The 19,282-nt window shown below is 72.8% G+C and carries 17 protein-coding genes; 7 read left to right on the top strand and 10 right to left on the bottom strand.

All coding sequences use genetic code 11. The features are described from left to right. Positions 1–96: 96 nt before the first annotated feature. The 5 genes from ACZ4VW_RS01220 to ACZ4VW_RS01200 form a co-directional block, all read right to left on the bottom strand. Complete coding sequence (locus tag ACZ4VW_RS01220) at positions 97–1,194, bottom strand: HAMP domain-containing sensor histidine kinase (RefSeq protein ID WP_467957120.1); 1,098 nt, start codon at positions 1,192–1,194, stop codon at positions 97–99. Continuing rightward, on the bottom strand, positions 1,191–1,928 hold the full coding sequence (locus ACZ4VW_RS01215; protein ID WP_137993380.1) for a response regulator transcription factor: 738 nt from the start codon (positions 1,926–1,928) through the stop codon (positions 1,191–1,193). The genes ACZ4VW_RS01220 and ACZ4VW_RS01215 overlap by 4 nt, the downstream gene beginning before the upstream one ends. Positions 1,929–1,987: 59 nt before the next feature. Beyond that, a complete protein-coding gene (locus ACZ4VW_RS01210) occupies positions 1,988–2,653 on the bottom strand; it encodes a spermidine synthase family protein (RefSeq protein ID WP_467957118.1) in 666 nt (221 codons plus the stop codon). 129 nt (positions 2,654–2,782) lie between these two features. Next, entirely contained in the window at positions 2,783–3,373 is a 591-nt protein-coding gene (locus tag ACZ4VW_RS01205) for a hypothetical protein (protein ID WP_467957116.1), read from the bottom strand. A gap of 61 nt (positions 3,374–3,434) precedes the next feature. Continuing rightward, entirely contained in the window at positions 3,435–4,040 is a 606-nt protein-coding gene (locus ACZ4VW_RS01200) for a GNAT family N-acetyltransferase (RefSeq protein WP_467957114.1), read from the bottom strand. 197 nt (positions 4,041–4,237) lie between these two features. On the opposite strand from ACZ4VW_RS01200, the gene lon reads away from it, so the two are divergent. Further along, positions 4,238–6,658, top strand: coding sequence for an endopeptidase La (gene lon, locus ACZ4VW_RS01195; RefSeq protein ID WP_467957112.1), 2,421 nt, complete (start codon positions 4,238–4,240; stop codon positions 6,656–6,658). Positions 6,659–6,811: 153 nt separating this feature from the next. Here lon and ACZ4VW_RS01190 read toward each other — a convergent pair whose 3' ends face one another. Beyond that, positions 6,812–7,666 carry a lytic polysaccharide monooxygenase auxiliary activity family 9 protein gene (locus tag ACZ4VW_RS01190; RefSeq protein ID WP_467957110.1) on the bottom strand — a complete coding sequence of 285 codons (855 nt, stop codon included), beginning with the start codon at positions 7,664–7,666 and terminating at the stop codon, positions 6,812–6,814. A gap of 198 nt (positions 7,667–7,864) precedes the next feature. Beyond that, on the bottom strand, positions 7,865–8,692 hold the full coding sequence (locus ACZ4VW_RS01185; protein ID WP_467957108.1) for a lysozyme: 828 nt from the start codon (positions 8,690–8,692) through the stop codon (positions 7,865–7,867). A 210-nt stretch (positions 8,693–8,902) separates the two neighbouring features. Between ACZ4VW_RS01185 and ACZ4VW_RS01180 the strand changes: the two genes are divergently transcribed. After that, a complete protein-coding gene (locus ACZ4VW_RS01180; RefSeq protein WP_467957106.1) occupies positions 8,903–9,394 on the top strand; it encodes a MarR family winged helix-turn-helix transcriptional regulator in 492 nt (163 codons plus the stop codon). 32 nt (positions 9,395–9,426) lie between these two features. Here ACZ4VW_RS01180 and ACZ4VW_RS01175 read toward each other — a convergent pair whose 3' ends face one another. Further along, positions 9,427–10,212 (bottom strand): hypothetical protein, encoded by a 786-nt coding sequence (locus ACZ4VW_RS01175; RefSeq protein ID WP_467957104.1) that lies wholly within the window; start codon positions 10,210–10,212, stop codon positions 9,427–9,429. A 372-nt stretch (positions 10,213–10,584) separates the two neighbouring features. Here ACZ4VW_RS01175 and ACZ4VW_RS01170 point away from each other — a divergent pair, with 372 nt between their 5' ends. The 5 genes from ACZ4VW_RS01170 to ACZ4VW_RS01150 are packed head-to-tail and all read left to right on the top strand — an operon-like array spanning position 10,585 to position 16,359. Then, positions 10,585–13,548, top strand: coding sequence for a sensor histidine kinase (locus tag ACZ4VW_RS01170; RefSeq protein ID WP_467957102.1), 2,964 nt, complete (start codon positions 10,585–10,587; stop codon positions 13,546–13,548). Beyond that, a complete protein-coding gene (locus tag ACZ4VW_RS01165; protein WP_467957100.1) occupies positions 13,545–14,030 on the top strand; it encodes a roadblock/LC7 domain-containing protein in 486 nt (161 codons plus the stop codon). Before ACZ4VW_RS01170 ends, ACZ4VW_RS01165 begins: the two co-directional genes overlap by 4 nt. Beyond that, positions 14,027–14,440 (top strand): DUF742 domain-containing protein, encoded by a 414-nt coding sequence (locus ACZ4VW_RS01160; RefSeq protein ID WP_467957098.1) that lies wholly within the window; start codon positions 14,027–14,029, stop codon positions 14,438–14,440. Before ACZ4VW_RS01165 ends, ACZ4VW_RS01160 begins: the two co-directional genes overlap by 4 nt. Beyond that, positions 14,421–15,098: a GTP-binding protein gene (locus ACZ4VW_RS01155; protein WP_467957096.1), complete on the top strand. Its 678-nt coding sequence runs from the start codon at positions 14,421–14,423 to the stop codon at positions 15,096–15,098. Before ACZ4VW_RS01160 ends, ACZ4VW_RS01155 begins: the two co-directional genes overlap by 20 nt. Positions 15,099–15,123: 25 nt before the next feature. Then, the gene (locus ACZ4VW_RS01150; RefSeq protein ID WP_467957094.1) at positions 15,124–16,359 is read left to right on the top strand and encodes a styrene monooxygenase/indole monooxygenase family protein; all 1,236 of its coding nucleotides are present in this window, start codon (positions 15,124–15,126) and stop codon (positions 16,357–16,359) included. A gap of 48 nt (positions 16,360–16,407) precedes the next feature. Here ACZ4VW_RS01150 and ACZ4VW_RS01145 read toward each other — a convergent pair whose 3' ends face one another. Both ACZ4VW_RS01145 and ACZ4VW_RS01140 read right to left on the bottom strand, forming a co-directional pair. Beyond that, positions 16,408–17,820 (bottom strand): MFS transporter, encoded by a 1,413-nt coding sequence (locus ACZ4VW_RS01145; protein ID WP_467957092.1) that lies wholly within the window; start codon positions 17,818–17,820, stop codon positions 16,408–16,410. A gap of 109 nt (positions 17,821–17,929) precedes the next feature. Beyond that, entirely contained in the window at positions 17,930–19,261 is a 1,332-nt protein-coding gene (locus ACZ4VW_RS01140; RefSeq protein ID WP_467957090.1) for a C40 family peptidase, read from the bottom strand. Positions 19,262–19,282: the final 21 nt, after the last annotated feature.

The raw sequence follows: 19,282 nt of genomic DNA, 5'->3' as shown, positions 1-19,282 counted from the left end.
TAGGCGAGAGTGCGGCGGCCCCCCGTCCTGGGAGACAACCTCGACCATGTTCTGTTCACCTGCACGCAGAACATGCGCTTCCGGTTCGACCCTACGTCAATCCCGCGCCGGAGGGCTTCCCGGAAGAGTGACCTGGATCCGGCAGCCGCGTGACGATTCGGCCACTCCGATCTCCCCGCCGTGCAGATCCACCGCCCAGCGGGCGATCGCGAGCCCCAGCCCGGTGCCGCCGTCGCTGCCCGGACCGGCCTGAGCCGGGACCTGGCCGCGGTTGAACCGCTCGAAGACCGTGTGCCGCAGCGCCTCCGGGATGCCGGGGCCCTCGTCCTCGACCTCCAGGGCCAGCGAGTCCGGCCAGGGCCCGCGCCGGGCCCGTACGGTCACCCGGCCGTGGGGCGGCGAGTGCTTCACCGCGTTGTCGATGAGGTTCGCCATCACCTGGTGCAGCCGCTCAGCGTCCGCGTGCGCGGTCAGCTCGGGCGGCGAGACATCGAGGTGCAGATGGACGTCCGTACGGTTGTGCAGGCCGGACGTGGAGGACAGGCCGCGCTGGGACGCGGCCAGATTCGCCTCCCGGAGCACCCCCGAGAGATACGGCCAGACCTCGAACCGGCGTGCCTTCAGCGTGACGACACCGTTGTCGAGACGTGACAGGTCGAGCAGCGTCTCCACCAGCCGGCCGAGCCGCTCGGACTGTTTCAGCGCCGTGCGCATCGTCTCCGGATCGGCCTCGGAGACCCCGTCGACCACGTTCTCCAGGACCGCGCGGAGCGCGGCGATGGGGGTGCGCAGCTCGTGCGAGACGTTCGCGACCAGCTCCTTGCGGTGCCGGTCGACGGCCTCCAGGTCGTCCGCCATGCGGTTGATCGTCGAGGCGAGGGCGCCCAGCTCGTCCCGGCGGTCCGCGCCCTGCACCCGCCGGCTGAAGTCCCCGCGCGAGATCGTCCCGGCCACGGTCGTCATCTCGTCCAGCGGCGCCGTCAGGGACTGCGCCACGAACTGGGTGATCAGGAGGGTCGCGATCATCGCGAAGATCGTGATGTAGCGGAACTCCGTGGAGGTACGGATCGCCACCAGGGCCAGTCCCGAGGTGAGCAGGACCGCCCCGACGACCAGCGCGCCCAGCTTGGTCTTGATCGAGATGAGGATCCGGCGCCCGCCGCGGCGCTCGGGGCGCGGCCCCCGTCGGCTCATGGCGCCGGGGTCTCCAGCGCGTAGCCCACGCCATGGACCGTACGGATGCGCTCGGCCCCGATCTTCCGGCGCAGCGCCTTGATGTGGCTGTCCACGGTCCGGGTGCCCGAGGCGTCCGCCCAGTCCCAGACCTCCGCGAGCAGCTGCTCGCGGGAGAGGACCGCGCGCGGGGTGTTCGCCAGGCAGACCAGCAGGTCGAACTCGGTCGGCGTCAGGTGCACGTCCTCGGCCCGGACCCGGACCCGGCGCTGCGCGTGGTCGATCTCCAGCTCGCCGAGCCGCAGGATGCCGCTCCGCGGCGTCACGGCCGCCAGCGCCGCCCGCTCCACCCGGCGCAGCAGGACGTGCACCCGGGCGGCCAGCTCGCGCATCGAGAACGGCTTGGTCATGTAGTCGTCGGCGCCGACGCCGAGCCCGACCAGCATGTCCGTCTCGTCGTCCCGCGCCGTGAGCATCAGGACCGGGACCGGCCGCTGGGCCTGGACCCGGCGGCACACCTCCAGACCGTCGAACCCCGGCAGCATCACGTCGAGCACCATCAGGTCCGGCTGCCACGCCTCGGCCGCGTCGACCGCGGCCGGTCCGTCCGTCGCCGTCTGGACGAGGAACCCCTCCGCACGCAGCCTCGCGGAGATCGCATCCACGATCGTCGTGTCGTCCTCGACGACCAGCACCCGCCGCTGCGCGCCCGGAGTGGGCGCCGCACCGTGGTGAGTGGTGTGTGTCTGCTCCATTGCCCCGCCTCGCATCGCTGATGTCGGCCAGCAGCCTAGAGGCACCGGCAGCATCCCGGCTACGCAGGCCGGATGCCGAGGTGCACCACGTCCGGGACGCCCCGGGCAACCGGGATCTCTTCCGTCCGTACCCCGCTGAATCCGGCATTCCGCAAGGAGGATTCGAAATCGGCGGAGGGTTGGGCGGACCATACGGCGAGGATCCCGCCGGGGTTCAACCGGGCCGCGCAGGCCGCCAATCCCTCGGCGGAGTACAGGGTTTGGTTGCCCTCGGTGACGGTCCAGTCGGGCCCGTTGTCGATGTCCAGACAGAGCGCGTCGTACGTGTCGGTGGACGTGTGGACGTACTCGATCAGGTCCGTGTGCAGGATCACGTTGCGCGGATCGCCCAGCGCCCGTCCGGAGATCGCGGCCAGCGGTCCCTCGCGGTGCCAGTCGATGATCGCCTGTTCGCGCTCGACGACCGTGATGCGGCCCCAGCGCGGGTCGGCGGAGGCGTGGGCGAGGGAGAAGCCGACGCCGAGGCCGCCGATCAGCAGGGAGGCGGCGACGCGTCCGCCGAGGGCGTCCATCGCCGCGCCGATCAGGAGCCGCTCCGAGCGACCGTCCGAGGTGTCCATCAGGAAGGTGCCGTTGGAGATGATTTCGAAGTGCTCGTCGCGTCGGCGCAGTACGACTTCTCCGTACGGACCCTCGCGGCGGTCGAGCGTGACGGGGCTGGACATGTTCACTCACTCCCGGTCTCGGCAGGCGGTCTGGCCCGGCCATCCTCGCGGGGAGGGGGCGGCCGGGACAAACCCTTACCCGGGGAACGGGGTTCCGTGCGGGGTGACGAGCGGGGCCCCGGCGTCAGGTCAGGGGCTGGTCGGCGGGCCGCCGTCGGGCAGGGCCGCGAAGACGCGCTGCAGCGCCGCCGGACGGTCGCCGTCCGAGGCGACGACGACGCGGTGGTTGTACGTGATCACGTACAGGAAACCGTCCTGCACCGGCTTTCCGCTCGGCCGCGCGGGCACCTTTCCGTAGGCCGGATCCTCCAGTGCCGCGCGCAGTTGGGCCACTTCGGCCGGTGTCATGCGGCCGGCGCGCGGGGGCTTCGTGCCGGAGCGGGTCGTGTAGTCGCCGTCGTGGTGGACGATCAGCTGGTTGCGGACGCCGGCGAGACCGCCGTTGACGTTCACCTCCACGAGGACGTCCTGCGGCCGGGGGTCGTCGTCGTTCTTCACCGTCCCGTCCGGGCCCGTCGGGACGGGCGGGACGGGGCCGCCGCCGGTTCCGGGCGGCGTCGGCCCGGCGGTGCCGTCCTGGCTGCCGCCCTGGGTCGCGACCGGGGGCGGCTGCTCGCCCTGGCCGCCGCACCCGGCCACCGTCATCACCGGAATCAGCACGGCGGACGCGGCCCAGAGCCCCGCGTACCGCCTCCCGCGCACCATGCCCCTGATCGCCATGGGTCCGAGCATGCCTCCAGCCGATCCGATTGACCAGGGCGCGCCCACCACATGGCGCCCCTCACGCGTCCCGGACGACCCCCGTCAGCGGTCCCTCGTGGCGCCAGCCCAGGGAGTCGTACAGGGCCAGGCCGTCCGTCGTCGCCGACAGAACGCCCGTCACGGCCCCCGCCTTCGCGCCCGCCGCTTCGAGCGTGCGCATCACATTGGCGCCGAGCCCGCGGCGGCGGTGGTCGGGGTGGGTCTCGATCTGGTCGGCGACCGCGGTCGCTCCCGTCGGCGCCAGCCGGCCACGGGCGGCGAGCGTGCCGTCCGGGGCCACGATCCGGACCCGTATCACCCCGTTCCGGGTCTCGGTCGTCCGCGCGTACCCCTCCGGCGCCGGCGGCCGCGCGTCCTTGTCCAGCGCCTTGGTCATCATGAAGCCGGGGTCGTCGGGGACGGTCCACCCCGGGGCGATCCACGCCGCGACCTCGGCCGGCTCCGCCATCACCTTCAGCCAGGCGTGGGGCTCGGTGATCTCCGAGCAGAGCGCGCCCACGGACACGGCGCCCGGCGCCGGCAGGACGTGCCGGAAGACGTGCGTCGGCAGCCCCACGTCGATCCGGTAGCCCCAGGGTTCGACGACGGCGGGCGGGGTGCCCCGTGAGACGGTCCAGCCCGCCACCCACGCAGATGTAATAGCTAACATGTTCATGGAGGTATTACATCTGTTCCGGTCGGGAGGCGCAACGGTGGGCGGGAGCGGGACCCCGACCTGAGGGCGACAGAGTGATCGCTCAGAGCGAACGCGGCGCGGGGAACATTTGGCGGCTCACAAGCATTGAGTGCACATAGCTCAACTTGACTGCCGAAGGGGAGATCATGGCTGCCGAATCCACGGCGAACGCACTGCTGACGCTGCCCGTACTGCCGCTCGACGACGAGGTCGTGCTGCCCGGCATGGTGGTGCCCCTGGACCTGTCCGACAACGACGTGCGCGCCGCCGTGGAGGCCGCCCAGGCCGCCGCCCGCGCCGACACCGGCAAGCCCAAGGTGCTGCTGGTGCCCCGCATCGACGGGACCTACGCCGCGACCGGCGTCCTCGGCACGGTCGAGCAGGTGGGACGGCTGTCCGACGGCGATCCCGGCGCGCTCATCCGCGGCCGCGGCCGCGTCAGGATCGGCGCCGGTACGACCGGGCCCGGTGCGGCCCTGTGGGTCGAGGGCAGCGTCGTCGAGGAGACCGTGCCCGAGCCGCTGCCCGGAGCCGTGACCGAGCTGGTCAAGGAGTACAAGGCGCTCGCCACCACCTGGCTGAAGAAGCGCGGCGCCTGGCAGGTCGTGGACCGCGTCCAGCAGATCGACGGCGTCTCCGCCCTCGCCGACAACTCCGGCTACTCGCCCTTCCTCACCGTCGAGCAGAAGGTCGAACTCCTGGAGACCGCCGACCCGGTCGCCCGCCTCAGGCTCGCCACCGCGCAGCTGCGCGAGCACCTGGCCGAGCAGGACGTGGCCGAGAGCATCGCGAAGGACGTCCAGGAAGGTGTCGACAAGCAGCAGCGCGAGTTCCTGCTGCGGCGCCAGCTGGAAGCCGTACGGAAGGAGCTGCGGGACCTCAACGGCGAGTCCGAGGGCGACGAGTCCGACGACTACCGGGCGCGCGTGGAGGCCGCCGACCTGCCGGAGAAGGTCCGGGAAGCGGCCCTCAAGGAGGTCGAGAAGCTGGAGCGGTCCAGCGACCAGTCCCCGGAGGGCTCCTGGATCCGCACCTGGCTGGACACCGTCCTCGAACTGCCGTGGAACGAGCGAACCGATGACGGCGCGACCGGGTACGACATCCAGGGCGCGAAGGGCGTCCTCGATGCCGAGCACGCGGGCCTGGAGGACGTGAAGGAGCGGATCACCGAGTACCTCGCGGTGCGCAAGCGGCGTGCCGAGCGCGGCCTCGGGGTCGTCGGCGGCCGCCGGGGCGGCGCCGTGCTCGCACTGGTCGGCCCGCCCGGCGTGGGCAAGACCTCGCTGGGCGAGTCGGTCGCGCACGCGATGGGACGGAAGTTCGTGCGGGTCGCGCTCGGCGGCGTACGGGACGAGGCGGAGATCCGCGGCCACCGGCGTACGTACGTGGGCGCCCTGCCGGGCCGGATCGTGCGGGCGATCAAGGAGGCCGGGTCGATGAACCCGGTGGTGCTGCTCGACGAGATCGACAAGGTCGGCTCCGACTTCCGGGGTGACCCGGCGGCGGCCCTCCTGGAGGTCCTGGACCCGGCGCAGAACCACACCTTCCGGGATCACTACCTGGAGGTCGAGCTGGACCTCTCCGACGTCGTCTTCCTGGCGACGGCGAACGTCCTGGAGGCCATCCCGGAGGCGCTGCTCGACCGCATGGAGCTGGTGCGGCTCGACGGGTACACGGAGGACGAGAAGATCGTCATCGCCCGTGACCATCTGCTGCCGCGTCAGCTGGAGCGGGCCGGTCTGGAGCCCGGCGAGGTGGTCATCGAGGACGCCACCCTGCGGAAGCTGGCGGGCGAGTACACCCGGGAGGCGGGCGTACGGAACCTGGAGCGGTCCATCGCGCGGCTGCTGCGGAAGGTCGCGGCGCAGCACGAACTGGGCGACCGTGAGCTGCCGTTCTCGGTGGGTGTGGACGATCTGCGCGGGCTGATCGGGCGCCCGCACCACGTGCCCGAGTCGGCGCAGGACCCGGCCGAGCGGCGCACCTCCGTGCCGGGTGTCGCCACCGGGCTCGCGGTCACGGGCGCGGGCGGTGACGTCCTCTACGTTGAGGCGTCGCTCGCGGACCCCGAGACGGGCGCGGCGGGCCTGACCCTGACGGGTCAGCTGGGCGACGTGATGAAGGAGTCGGCGCAGATCGCGCTCTCCTTCCTGCGCTCGCACGGCGCCGAGCTGGAGCTGCCCGTGACCGGTCTGAAGGACCGGGGCGTGCACATCCACTTCCCGGCCGGCGCTGTCCCGAAGGACGGCCCGAGCGCGGGTGTCACGATGACGACGGCCCTGGCCTCGCTGCTCTCCGGCCGGCTGGTCCGCACGGATGTCGCGATGACCGGCGAGGTCTCGCTGACCGGCCGGGTCCTCCCGATCGGCGGAGTGAAGCAGAAGCTGCTGGCCGCCCACCGCGCGGGCGTCACGACGGTCGTGATCCCCAAGCGCAACGAGGCCGACCTGGACGACGTCCCGGCGGAGATCCTGGAGAAGCTGGAGGTCCACCCGGTCACCGACGTCCGCCAGGTCCTGGAGATCGCCCTCGCCCCGGCGGAGGTCGCCGTGAGCGCGGTGGCGTAGTCCTTCGGTTCACGGCGAGCGGGGCACCCCTTCATGAGGTGCCCCGCTCGGGGCGTTCCGGCCGGGTCGCGCTCCGGCCGCCGGCGGTCCCGCCAGGGCGGGGGGCGCGTTCCGGCGGGGACGCGTTCCCGGCGGGACGGAGTCGCGCTCCGGCTAGGCCGCGTTCCGGCGGCGGGACAGCAGCAGGCTGCCCGCGCCGAAGGCCGTCAGGGCCGCCGCGCCGCCGAGAGCGAAGGGCAGCGGGGAGGCGGGCGGCTCCGTGGCGTCGGCGGAGAGCGCCGGGGCGTGTTCGTCGCCGCCGTGGCCCGCGTGGCTCACCGTGGAGCGGTCGGCGTCCGCGGCGATCTTCGTCTCGCTCGGGGCCGTGGCGGCCGTCGTACCACCGAAGGTCACGTCCGAGCAGCTGTAGAAGGCCTCCGGGCTGTCGCTCCGCTGCCAGACCTTGTAGACGATGTGGCGGCCGGTCCGCGCGGGCAGGGTGCCCGTGAAGGTGTAGTGGCCGTCCGTCGCCGTGCGGGTGGTGGCGTAGGTGGCCACCGGGGTCGTGTCCAGGTCCGACCACTTCAGCGGTCGCGTCGGGTCGAAGCCCTGCTTGGTGACGTACACCGTCATCGTCCCCGCGTGCGGCGCCGTCACCCGTACCTTGAAGTCGAAGGAGCCCGCCCCGACCGCCGTCGCCGGCCAGTCCGCACGGGCCCAGTCGAGCGCCCGGTACTTCTCGCGGTTGGCCGAGCACAGCTTGCCGTCCGGGATGAGCAGCTGGTGCCGCCCGTCCGCGTTGGCGATGTTCACCTCGTTCCAGTCGTACAGCGGCTGGGTCCCGGAGTCGGCCACCAGGTCCTTGCACACCTGCGACTTCGGCGTCTCCGGACCCTCCGCGTAACAGGACGCCACCCGGCTCACCGGGTTGAAGACGGCGCCGTGCGCGCCGGCGGTGGAGGGGGTGAGGGGGACCAGCGCGGCCGCGGACAGGGTGACGGCTGCGGCGGTGCGGCGGTACGACGGCATGCGGGGCTCTCTCTCGTGCGTGGGGGAGGACGGGACGAGCAACGAGCGTCAAACGCGCGGCAGTTGATGCCGTGCGCGTCACCTTGAGCGTCGCATTGGTCCATACCAATGGGCAAGAGGGTGGGCGCGGAAAACGCGAAGACGGCCTCCCGGGCGCGCCGCCGCGCACCCGGGAGACCGCCGGAGAGGGGGCCGGACTCAGCCGTTCGCCAGCGCCTGCACCCGTGAGAGGTCGCCGTTGAAGTGGTTGTGGTCGCCGACCGTCGGGCCGGACGAGGTGTACTGCCACATCGTGTAGTACAGCCACCCCGCGGGCAGTTCGCCCACCGTCGTGGCGTACCGCGCCACCCACAGCGGGTTGGTCGAGCCGAAGCCCGAGTAGTTGCCGGTGCACTGCTTCCACCAGCTCGTCGCCGTGTAGATCACCGGGTCGCGGCCGGTCCGGTACTTGTACCGGTTCACGAAGTCACGGATCCACGCGACCATCCCCGACTGCGTCTTGCCGTAACAGGTCGAGCCGTACGGGTTCCACTCGATGTCGAGCGCGCCCGGCAGCGTCTTGCCGTCCCGGGACCAGCCGCCGCCGTTGTTCACGAAGTAGTCGGCCTGCGCCGCGCCGGTCGTCGTGTCCGGGGTCGCGAAGTGGTACGCGCCGCGGATCATGCCGACGTTGTAGGAGCCGTTGTACTGCTGCGCGAAGTACGGGTTCTTGTAGTACGTGCCCTCCGTCGCCTTGACGTAGGCCCACTTCACCCCGCTGTTCCACAGGGTCGACCAGGCCACGTTCCCCTGGTGGCTGGAGACGTCCACGCCCTCCGTCTGGACGGCCTGGATCGAGATGCCGCCGGGCTTGCCGTCCTGGCCGTCGTGCTCGATGACGCCCATACCCATGTGGGCGGAGCCGCGCGGGGGTACGGACTCGCTCCCGGCCGCGTTCGCCGCGCCCGAGAGTGCGAGGGGGAGGAGGAGGGCCAGGGTCGCGAGCGCGGCGCCGGCGAAGGTCTTTCCGGATCTGTGCACGGGCATTGCGTGCCTCCGAAAGGCTCGGTGGGGGAGCGGGGCGACATGAACTGGTGTGGACATGTCAGCCACGACGCTACGCACGTAGACCGGTTCGGTGGAAGGGGCCCTCGGTGCTGCCGTTGGTCTACTCCTGCGAAATACTGGGAGAGCTGCGGCGATGGCCGCGGCCGGAAGAAACTTTCAGCGACCGGAAAGCGCGCGAGAGGTGTTGACGTGCACGGAAGCGGTACGGGGAGTGAAGGCGAGCCCACCGCGTCGTCGACGCGCAGTGGTGTGGACCAGGAATTCCTCGCCCTCGAACGGGAGCTGGCGGTCTTTCTGCGCCGCGCCCGCGCCCAGTCGGGCGAGATGGCCCGCGAGGTGCATCCCGAGCTGGAGTCCTCCGCCTACGGGCTCTTCGTGCGGCTGGAGGACGCCGGACCGCAGCGCGCCACCGAGCTCGCCGGATACTTCGGCGTCGGCAAGGCGACCATGAGCCGCCAGCTGCGCGTCCTGGAGGACCTCGGACTCGTCGCCCGTGACCCCGACCCGGCCGACGGGCGCGCGGCGCTGGTGCGGCTGACGGAAGAGGGCCGGAACCGCTTCCGCCGGGTACGGGACGCACGGCGCGGGCGGTACGTCCGCAAACTGGCCGACTGGGACCGGGGCGAGGTCGCCGAACTGGCCCGCCTGCTGCACCAGCTGAACACCCGCGCGGAGGGCTAGGGGAGAACCGGGTCTCAGGGGAGAACCGGGCCTCACGGAAGCACGGCGAGCACCGCTGTCGCGTCGTCGTGGAGCTTCCAGCGGAAGGGGCCGCCGGCCGCCTCGTTGGCCGCCTCCAGCGCCCGGACCCGGGTGAGCAGCCCGTGCGGGCCCTCCTTGCGGAGCACCGCGAAGCAGTCCGCCCAGTCGCCCTGCCCGAACAGCTCCACCCACCGCGTCGCCCCGTCCGTGAGCGCCGCCAGGGCCCGTACCGCCGGTCGGGGCGTCGTTCCCGTCACTGCGTGCCGCGCCACCTCCGGGTCCGCCGCCACCGTGAAGAAGCCGCCGTCCCGGTTCCGCAGGCGGTCCGTCGCCACCAGGGAGCGGCGGATCTCGTCCGGCACCCGGTCGAGACGGTCGTCGAGCACCGCCCGTACGGAACCGTCCGGCGCCTCCAGGAGCAACGCGGCGTCCGAGAGGACCAGGTGCTCGACCGAGCTCGCGTTCCAGCGGGCCATCGCGACGGTCGCCTGGGGAGTGCGTACGTGAGAAAGGTCACAGGTGTCGCGGTGGGCGTCCGCGGTGCGCCGGATTGCCCGCGCCAGCACCTCGCGCAGCGTCAGGTCGGGCCGCGAAGCGGATAGTTCGGTCAAAGCGCCACCGAGCCGGGCGGTGAACCAGGGCACGTCGTGCACACAGCCGTCGTCGTCGACCGGCGGCGTCACCCCGTCGAGCACCACCACCGTCCCGCCCCCGCCGGACGCGGGGAGCGTCGCCGCTGCCCAGTCCTCGTTGGGGCGTTCGGGGCTGCCGGGAAGGGTGGCGACTTCGGTGCGCATGATCCTCAGTCTGCCCCCCGTCCGGAAAGCCTGCATCACTCCTTCACAGCGTCTCCAAACGGCCGAATATGGCCTGTACCAAGCCGCCGAGGAGCGCACGCGAGCCGGAAGGAGGGCCTCCGGGAAGCTGCGGGCGGGCATCTTGCCAAAGCCCGCACGGAAGATCCAACCGGCGCACCGCACGGGCGCGGAAAGACCCTCGCGCGGAGTTGTTCGCCAACTCATGAGTGTTGTTCACTCGTTCGGGTGGCGGAGCGGCCGATGCGCGTCCCCTTCCCAAAAGCGCTGGAATGGTCGGAAGCCGTACCAGGGGTGGGGGCGCTCTATGTGTGACCGGTCGTCACCTCTGCTTCATGGGTGGACGAGTCGAGAATGCGAGCACCGGTGCAGAAGAAGCGGCCTCGGAGCAACAACGGCACGCGGAGCCAGACCCCCGGTGACCCGCTGACCGCGGGCGGGGCCACGGGCTCCGACGCCGACGGCACCCCCGGATCCTCCGGCACCCCGGGTGTTCCCGTGGGCCGCCCCAAGCGCGTCCGTAACCGCCTGGTCGCCGGTGTCGCCCTCGTCGGCGTCACCGTTCTCGCCGCCGGCGCCCCCGCGATCCTCACCGCCTCCGGCGATCTGACCGACTCCCAGAGCCTGGTCACCCTCGCCGAACTGGACCGCCAGGCCGTCACCCTCGCCCACTCGCTCGCCGACGAGCGTGACGAGGTCGTCGCGTACATCGCCGCGGGCCGCGACGAGCAGACCGGCGACACCGAGGACAAGCGCCAGGTCACCAGCAGCCGTTCCACCCGGGTCGACCGGCAGATCGACGAGATCCGGCCCGCCGCCCCCGCCGAACTGCGCCGCGACCTCGCGGACCTGTCCGCCGTCCGCCGCACCGCGCTGACCGGCAAGGGCACCGCCCTGGAAGCCCACAAGGCGTACTCGGACGTCATCGCCAAGCTCCAGGACCTCGCGGACGAGCTGGCCGAGCGGACCCCGGCGCGCGCCGCCGAGGCCACCCGGGCCCCCGCCGCGCTGGGCCGCGCCGTCGAGCAGGCATCGGCCGCCCGCGGACTGCTCCTGGCCGCCCTCGCCGTACCCCAGCCCGAGTCCACCGGTACGACCTACGACCCGATCTCCGGCACCTACGTGCCCGACGAGCCGGAGGGCGCGGACGAGGCCGACCGTGCCCGGGACGCCCTGACCGCCGCCGCCCAGCAGGCCCGCGTCCGCGAACTGGCCTCCCTCGCCGACTTCGACCAGGCCGCCTCGGCCGCCGGGCGCGACTCCCTCGCCGGCACCGTGACGGGCCCGGACGTCAAGAGCGCCGAGCGGTACCTGACCGGACTCACCGACCAGCCGAAGCTCAGCAAGAGCGAGCGGCGCACCGACCCCGAGAAGCTGGAGGCCGCCCTCTCCGCCCGTATCGAGCAGATGCGCGGCGTCGAGTCGGCGCTCGCCACCGAGCAGGTGGAACGCCTCGCGCAGCTGCGTGACGACGATGTCACCGCCCTCGAACTGCGCATCGCCTTCCTCGGCGGCTGCCTGCTGGTCGCGATCGGCATCTCCACCTTCGTCGCCCGCACCCTCACCCGCCCGCTCGCCGTGCTGCGCATCGGCGCCGCCCGGCTCGCCGCCGCCCCGGAGACCGAGGAACCGGTCCGCTTCACCGGCCGCAACGACGAGTTCGCCCAGGTCGTACGGTCCCTCAACACCCTTCAGGACAAGCTGGCCGCGCTCGCCCGGCGCACCGAGCGGCTCGACAGCGAGCGCGCCGACCTGGCCGGCGCCCGTGACTCCCTCGCCGCCGAGCTCGCCGCCCAGCGCGCCGAGCTCCAGGGCCACACGGCCCTGCTCACCGCCGAACTCGAACGGCTCCGGCACAGCGTCCAGCACACCTTCGTCAACCTCTCGCTGCGCAGCCTGGGACTGGTGGAGCGCCAGCTCGGCGTCATCGAGAAGCTGGAGGAGCGCGAGCAGGACCCGGACCGGCTCGCCACCCTCTTCAAGCTCGACCACATGGCGACCGTCATGCGCCGCCACAGCGAGAACCTGCTGGTCCTCGCGGGCCACGAGCACGTCCACGGCCACCCCGGCCCCGTCCCGCTCGTCGACGTGCTGCGCGCCGCCGTCAGCGAGATCGAGCGGTACGAGCGGGTCACCATTCAGTCCCTGCCGCCGCACGCCCAGGTCGCGGGCTTCGCCGCGGACGACCTCAGCCATCTGGTCGCCGAACTCCTCGAGAACGCCACCTCCTTCTCGCCGCCCGACGCGCAGGTCCAGCTCTCCGGCTGGCTCCTGGAGAGCGGCGAGGTGATGCTCTCCGTCCAGGACGAGGGCATCGGCATGACCGAGTCCCGGCTCGCCGAGCTCAACGCGCGGCTCGCCGAGGCCGACCCGGCCGACGTCGCGGGGGAGGGGCTCGGCATCCGGGTCACCGCGCTGCTCGCCGCCCGCCACGGCGTACGGGTGCAGCTGCGCGAGCAGAAGCAGGGCGGGATCGCGGCCGTCATCGTGCTGCCGCTGCCGCTGCTTCCGACGGCCCCGCCGACCGCGGTCCCGCCGGCCGTGCCGGTCGCCGGTTCCGCGCCCCCGCTCAACCTCCCCGGCTCGGTGGCCGAGGCGAACTCCAACACCCTGCCGCCCCGCACCAGGGATCCCCTGGTGGAGGCGGCGGAGCGGGCGATCGCCGAGTCCGAGGCGACCCCGGAGATATCCGAGCCCGAGTCCGCCGCACACCGGGCCGCCGAGCGCGAGACCACCGAGCCTCAGGCCGCCGGGGCGGAGCGCATGGCCGCCGAGCCCGAGAGCGCCGAGCCTCAGGCCGCCGGGCCGGAGCCCCTGGCCGCCGGGGCCGAGCCGGATCCGGTGTCAGAGCCGGAGATCGGGCCCGGGTCCGCCGCCGCCCCGGCAGCGCAGGCACCCGCCCAGGACGAGACCGTCCCGGCCGACGCCGACGGGCACGAGACCGCCCCCCGGCCCTCGCCGGCCGAGACGACCCTCCAGGTCCGGCTCCCCGATGCGCCGCCGGAGCCGGACACCCACGAGCGCGCACCCGAGGAGCCCGAGCCGGCCGCCCCGCGCCTCACCGACAAGGGCCTGCCCAAGCGCACCCCGCAGATCGTCCGCCAGGCCGACAGCCCGGTCGCCCCGCGCGCGGGAGGCGTGGACGCCGAGGCGCTGCGCCGCAGGCTCGGTGGCTTCCACCGGGGCGCCGAGGAGGGACGCCGGGACGTGGAGGCGGAGATCGAAGCCGTACAGACGCACCCGCGGACGCACGTACAGCCGCAGGACGCGGGGACAGAGGAGAAGACGGGGGACACAGTCGAGGAGGCACGCAGTTGACTGCGACCGGAACATTCGGACTGAGCAGGGAAGCCCGCAACCTGCAGTGGCTGCTGGGCAACCTCGTCGAGGAGGTGCCAGGGCTCCGCTCGGTGGCCGTCGTCTCGTCCGACGGCCTGCTGCTGCTCTCGTCCGACCCCGCGGCGCAGAACGCCGCCACTCCCGCCACGGGCCGTTCCGACGGCCCCCGGGGGTCCAGCGCGGACCTGGCCACGATCGTCTCGGGCATCGGCAGCCTCACCGTCGGTGCGGCCAAGCTGATGGACGGCGGCGGGGTCAAGCAGACCATGGTGGCCATGGAGGAGGGCAGCGTCTTCGTCATGTCGATCAGCGACGGCTCGCTGCTCGGCGTGCACGCCGAGCCGGACTGCGACATGAGCGTCGTGGCGTACCACATGGCCCTCTTCGTGGGCCGCGCCGGACACGTACTCACCCCCGAACTCCGCAGCGAGCTGCGCAAATCGATGGAGAGCACCCAGTGACGTCCGCATCCCACGCCCACCGGCTGCCGGTCCGAGGAGAGGGCCGCCGCCCCGCGCGCGTGCGCCCGTACTCGCTCACCGGCGGCCGCACCCGCTTCGGCCACGTCCTGCTCGTCGAGACCTTCGTCGCGGCGCTCGAGGCGCCGCCCGCCCGCAAGGTGCTCACGGACGGCGGGCCGGCCGCCCGCGGGCTGATGCCCGAGATGCGGGCCATCGTCGAGATCTGCCGCCGGATGCGTACCGTCGCCGAGATCTCGGCGCTCCTGAAGATGCCGTTGGGTGTCGTCCGAGTGCTGCTCAGCGACTTGGCCGACCAGGGAAAGATCCGTGTGTACGGGACCGGTCACGGCACCGGCCAGCCCGACCGCGCGCTGCTCGAAAGGGTGCTGAGTGGACTCCGCCGTCTCTGAAGCCGCTGCACCGGCGCTCGCCGGAATCCCCGCCCAGCCCGAAGCCCCCGGACCCGTCCCCGTGACAGACGCCGAGGAGGGCTCCCAGGACTGGCAGCTCGACCACACCCGGGCCCCGGTCGCGACCAAGGTCGTCGTCGCGGGCGGCTTCGGCGTCGGCAAGACGACCTTCGTCCGGGCGGTCTCGGAGATCACTCCGCTGCAGACCGAGGCCCTGATGACCCAGGCGAGCGAGGAGACCGACGATCTCTCCGCGACGCCCGACAAGCTCACCACCACCGTGGCGATGGACTTCGGCCGGATCACCCTCGACGACGACCTCGTGCTGTACGTCTTCGGTACCCCGGGCCAGCAGCGTTTCTGGTTCATGTGGGACGACCTGGTGCGCGGTGCGATCGGCGCGATCGTGCTCGCCGACACCCGGCGGCTGACCGACTGCTTCCCCGCGCTGGACTACTTCGAGAGCTGCGGGCTGCCGTACATCGTCGCGGTCAACCACTTCGAGGGCACCGAGCTGTTCGAGGCCGAGGACGTCCGGGAGGCCCTCACGGTGCCCCCGCACGTGCCGGTCGTGATCATGGACGCGCGCAAGCGGTACAGCGTGATCGAGTCCCTGCTCGCGATGGTCGCGCACGCGCTCGAAGCCACCCCTGAATAGCTGATCCACGCGTTAGGAACCCGCCATGCGGAAGATACTCATCGTCGGAGCCGGCCAGTCCGGTCTCCAGCTCGCCCTCGGACTCCAGTCGCAGGGGTACGAGGTCACCCTCATGTCCAACCGCACGGCGGACGAGATCCGGTCCGGCCGGGTCATGTCCACCCAGTGCATGTTCCACACCGCGCTCCAGCACGAGCGTGACCTCGCCCTGAACTTCTGGGAGTCCCAGGCCCCGCGGATCGAGGGCCTGGGCGTGTCGGTGGCGGCGCCCGACAGCTCGCGCGCCGTCGACTGGGTCGGAAAGCTCGACGGCTACGCCCAGTCCGTCGACCAGCGCGTGAAGATGGCGGGCTGGATGGAGACCTTCGCCCAGCGCGGCGGGCAGCTCGTCATCCACGGCGCGGCAGTCTCCGACCTGGACTTCTTCTCCCGTACGTACGACCTTGTGCTGGTCTCCGCGGGCAAGGGCGAGCTGGTCTCCATGTTCGGCCGGGACGCGTCCCGCTCCCCGTACAGCGAGCCGCAGCGCGCGCTGGCCGTCGCGTACGTCCACGGTCTCGGCCCGCGCCCCGAGCACCCGGACTTCGACGCCGTGCGCTGCAACCTGGTCCCCGGCGTCGGCGAGCTCTTCGTGATGCCGACCCTGACCACCTCCGGCCGCGCCGACATCCTCTTCTGGGAAGGCGTCCCGGGCGGCCCGCTGGACGTCTTCCAGGGCGTCAAGGACCCCTCCGAGCACCTCTCCCTCACGCTGGAGCTGATGGAGAAGTACACGCCCTGGGAGTACGCGCGGGCCACCCGCGTCGAGCTGACCGACGCCAACGCCACGCTGGCCGGACGCTACGCCCCGACCGTGCGCAACCCGATCGGCCGGCTCCCCGGCGGCGGCCTGGTCCTGGGCGTCGCGGACGTCGTCGTCGCCAACGACCCGATCACCGGCCAGGGCTCGAACTCGGCCTCCAAGTGCGCGGCGGCCTATCTCGCCTCGATCGTCGAGAACGGCGACAGGCCCTTCGACGAGTCCTGGATGCAGGCCACGTTCGACCGGTACTGGAACACCGCGCAGCACGTCACGAAGTGGACGAACGCGATGCTCGGCGTCCCGCCGGAGCACGTCCTGAACCTGATCGGCGCGGCCGGTCAGCTCCAGCCGGTCGCCGACCGCTTCGCGAACGGCTTCAACGACCCGGCCGACTTCGAGAACTTCTTCTTCGACCCGGAGAAGACCTCCGCCTACCTGGCGTCCGTCACCCAGGGCTGACGGGCCGCAGACCGGCATCCCGACGGCCGGCCCCGCCGACGTGCGTGATCACCGCGCCGGTGCGGGGGCGGCCGCGTCCTTGCTCGGCCTCGACGCGTGGGCGACGAGGAGGAGGCACGCTCCGCAGGCCGCGACCAGCATCCAGCCAGGGCGGGACGCGCGCGCGAGTTCGGTGGGCCCGGCCGTCGCGACCAGGCCGCCGGCGAGGGCGATGCCGAGCGCGGCGCCGAGCTGGCGCGCGGTGGACGTGATCGCTCCGGCGACCCCTGCCCGGGCGGGCGGCAGCCCGCTCACCGCGGTGTTGGTGAGAGGGGCGTTCGCGAAGCCGAACCCGACACCGACGAGCAGATAGGCCGTCAGCAGCAGGGGGACGCCGGTGTCCTGGTCGAGCCCCACCAGGCAGAGACCGCCCGCCGTGAGGAAACCGCCGGCCAGCAGGAGCGGCGGCCGCGGGCCGAGGCGGCCGACCAGACGCCCGGCCAGGGGCGCGCAGACGGTCGCCCCGACAGCCATCGGCAGGGTGGCCGCCCCGGCGGCCAGGGGGGTCCACCCCCGCCCGTGCTGCAGCCAGAAGGTGCTGAGCAGCAGCGTCACGTTCAGGGCGACGAAGACCGCGAGGGCGCCCAGGACCGCGCCGGCGAAGACCGGACGCCGGAAGAGCCGCGGATCCATCAGCGGCTCGGGGCGGCGCGACTCGACCCGTACGAACGCCACCGTCGCGACGGCCGCGCACCCGTACAGGGCCAGCGCGGCGGGCGAGGTCCAGCCGATGTGCGGCCCTTCGATGAGCACGCCGACCGAGACCGCGACGGCCACGGTCAGCAGGGCCTGACCGGGGAGGTCGAGCCGCCGCGGCCGGGGCGCCCGGGACTCCGGGACGAACACCGCGCTGAGCACGAGGGCGGCCACGACGACCGGGGCGTTGATCCAGAACAGGGAGCGCCAGCCGAGCGCCTCGACGAGCGCGCCGCCCGTGACGGGGCCGGCGGCCATGCTGAGCCCGAAGACCGACGCCCAGACACCGATGGCCCGCGCCCGCTCCTTCGGGTCGGGCATGGCGTTCACCACGATCGCGAGAGCCACCGGGCTGAGCATCGAGGCGCCGATGCCCTGGAGCGCGCGGGCCGCGACGAGGAGGCCCGCCGAGGGCGCGACGGCGCAGAGCAGGGAGGCGGCGCCGAACACCGCGAGGCCGTACCGGAAGACGCGTCGGCGTCCGAACCGGTCCGCCAGCGCACCCGAGGAGATCAGGAGTGCGGCCAGGACGAGGGTGTACGCGTCCACGACCCATTCGAGGCCGCGGACCCCGACACCGAGGCCGTCCCCGATGGCGGGGAGCCCCACGTTGACGATGGTGGTGTCCAGGCCGACCAGGAACATGCTCAGACAGCAGACGGCCAGCACCGTCCAGCGTCCGCGCGCGTCGAGGAGGGGCGGGTCGGGGTGGGTTGTCGTGGTCACGGCCTGCCTCACACGTCCGGGAGCAGCTGCCCGGCCAGACTCCGGCCGGGCGGACGCCGACGGCCAGTTCTTTTGCGAAGCCGGCAAAAAACTTCCCGGTCAGGTCCCGTCAAACCCGGTCGTAGCCCTCGTCCGCGCCGTCCGTGGCTCCCGTCGGGAGGGCCGGCGGGCTGTAGGTGGCGAGGGGAGTGCCGTCGGGGTCCGGGCGGACGGCTCCGAGGATCGGGTTGGCGGCGATGGGGGACACCTTCACGCGGGCGCCCGGGCGCGGGGCCTGCACGACCAGGCCGCGGCCGAGGTAGATCGCCACGTGGGTGGCTTCGGGGAAGTACACCACCAGATCCCCCGGGCGCAGCTCGCGCAGGGGCACCTTCGGGAGCGTCCGCCACTGCTCCTGGCTGGTCCGCGGGATCTCCCGGCCGGTGCTCGCCCAGGCCCGTGAGGTCAGTCCGGAGCAGTCGTACGACTCCGGGCCCTCGGCGCCCCACACGTACGGCTTGCCGATCTGCCGTACCGCGTACCGCAGCGCCTCCCCGCCCGCCCGGGAAGGGGTCCGGGCGTTATCCAGGACCCCGGAGCCGAGGAGTTCACGCTGGGCGCCCGCGGTCTGCGTGCGCTCCAGCGCGCTCAGCCGGGCGAGCTGGTCGGCGGAGAGGGAGGCCAGCAGTTTCTGGACGTCGTTCAGCCGGGCCCGGACGTCGTCGCGTTGTTTCCTCTGCCGGGCGGCGAGCGTCTGCTGCCGGTCCAGGGCCTGCCGGGACCGGCTCGCGAGCGCGTCCGCCCGCTTCTCCGCCTCGGTGAGGCGCGAGAGGGTGCTGGCCCGGTCGCGGGCCGCACGGGCCATCAGGTGGCCCTGGTCCAGGGCGTGCCGGGGGTCGTCGGAGAGCAGCAGCCGCACGTACGAGGAGAAGGACGCGGCCGCGGCCCGCCCCTGGTACTGCTCCCGCGCCAGCCGCCCGGCCGCGTCCCGTCCGCGGGCGAGCGCCTCGCGGGCGGCGGTGAGGGCGGCGGTGACCTTCTTGGTGTCGGCGGTCTGCAGCCGCAGGGCCTCGTCCGTGGCGTTGAAGGTCTCGGTGGCCTTCTCGGCCTGGCGGTAGAGGGTCTGGAGCCGGGTGAGGAGCCCGGCGACGGAATCACCCCCGGCGGGAGGGAGTTCGGCCGCGTCGTCGACAGGGGTGCCGTCGGCCGGGTCGATGCCGTCGGGGGGCCCGGGTGTGTCGGTGGAGTCGGCCGAGCCGGGGGTCTCGCCCGGTGGTTCCTCCGGAACGCCGTCCGGGACGTCCTCGGCCCGCCCCTCCGCCGAGGCATCCGCCGAGACGTCGGCCGGGGCCTCCACCGGAGAGTCCACCGGATCGTCGGCGGTCGCGGCGGGGACCCCCGCCAACGCCGTCGTCGCGGCGAGCACCCCCGTGCAGACCGTGCGCAGCAGCCTTCCTGACACGCCATCACCTCCATGGTGATG

Source organism: Streptomyces sp. NPDC029139, assembly GCF_055564335.1.
This window is presented reverse-complemented; position numbering and strand designations above follow the sequence as displayed.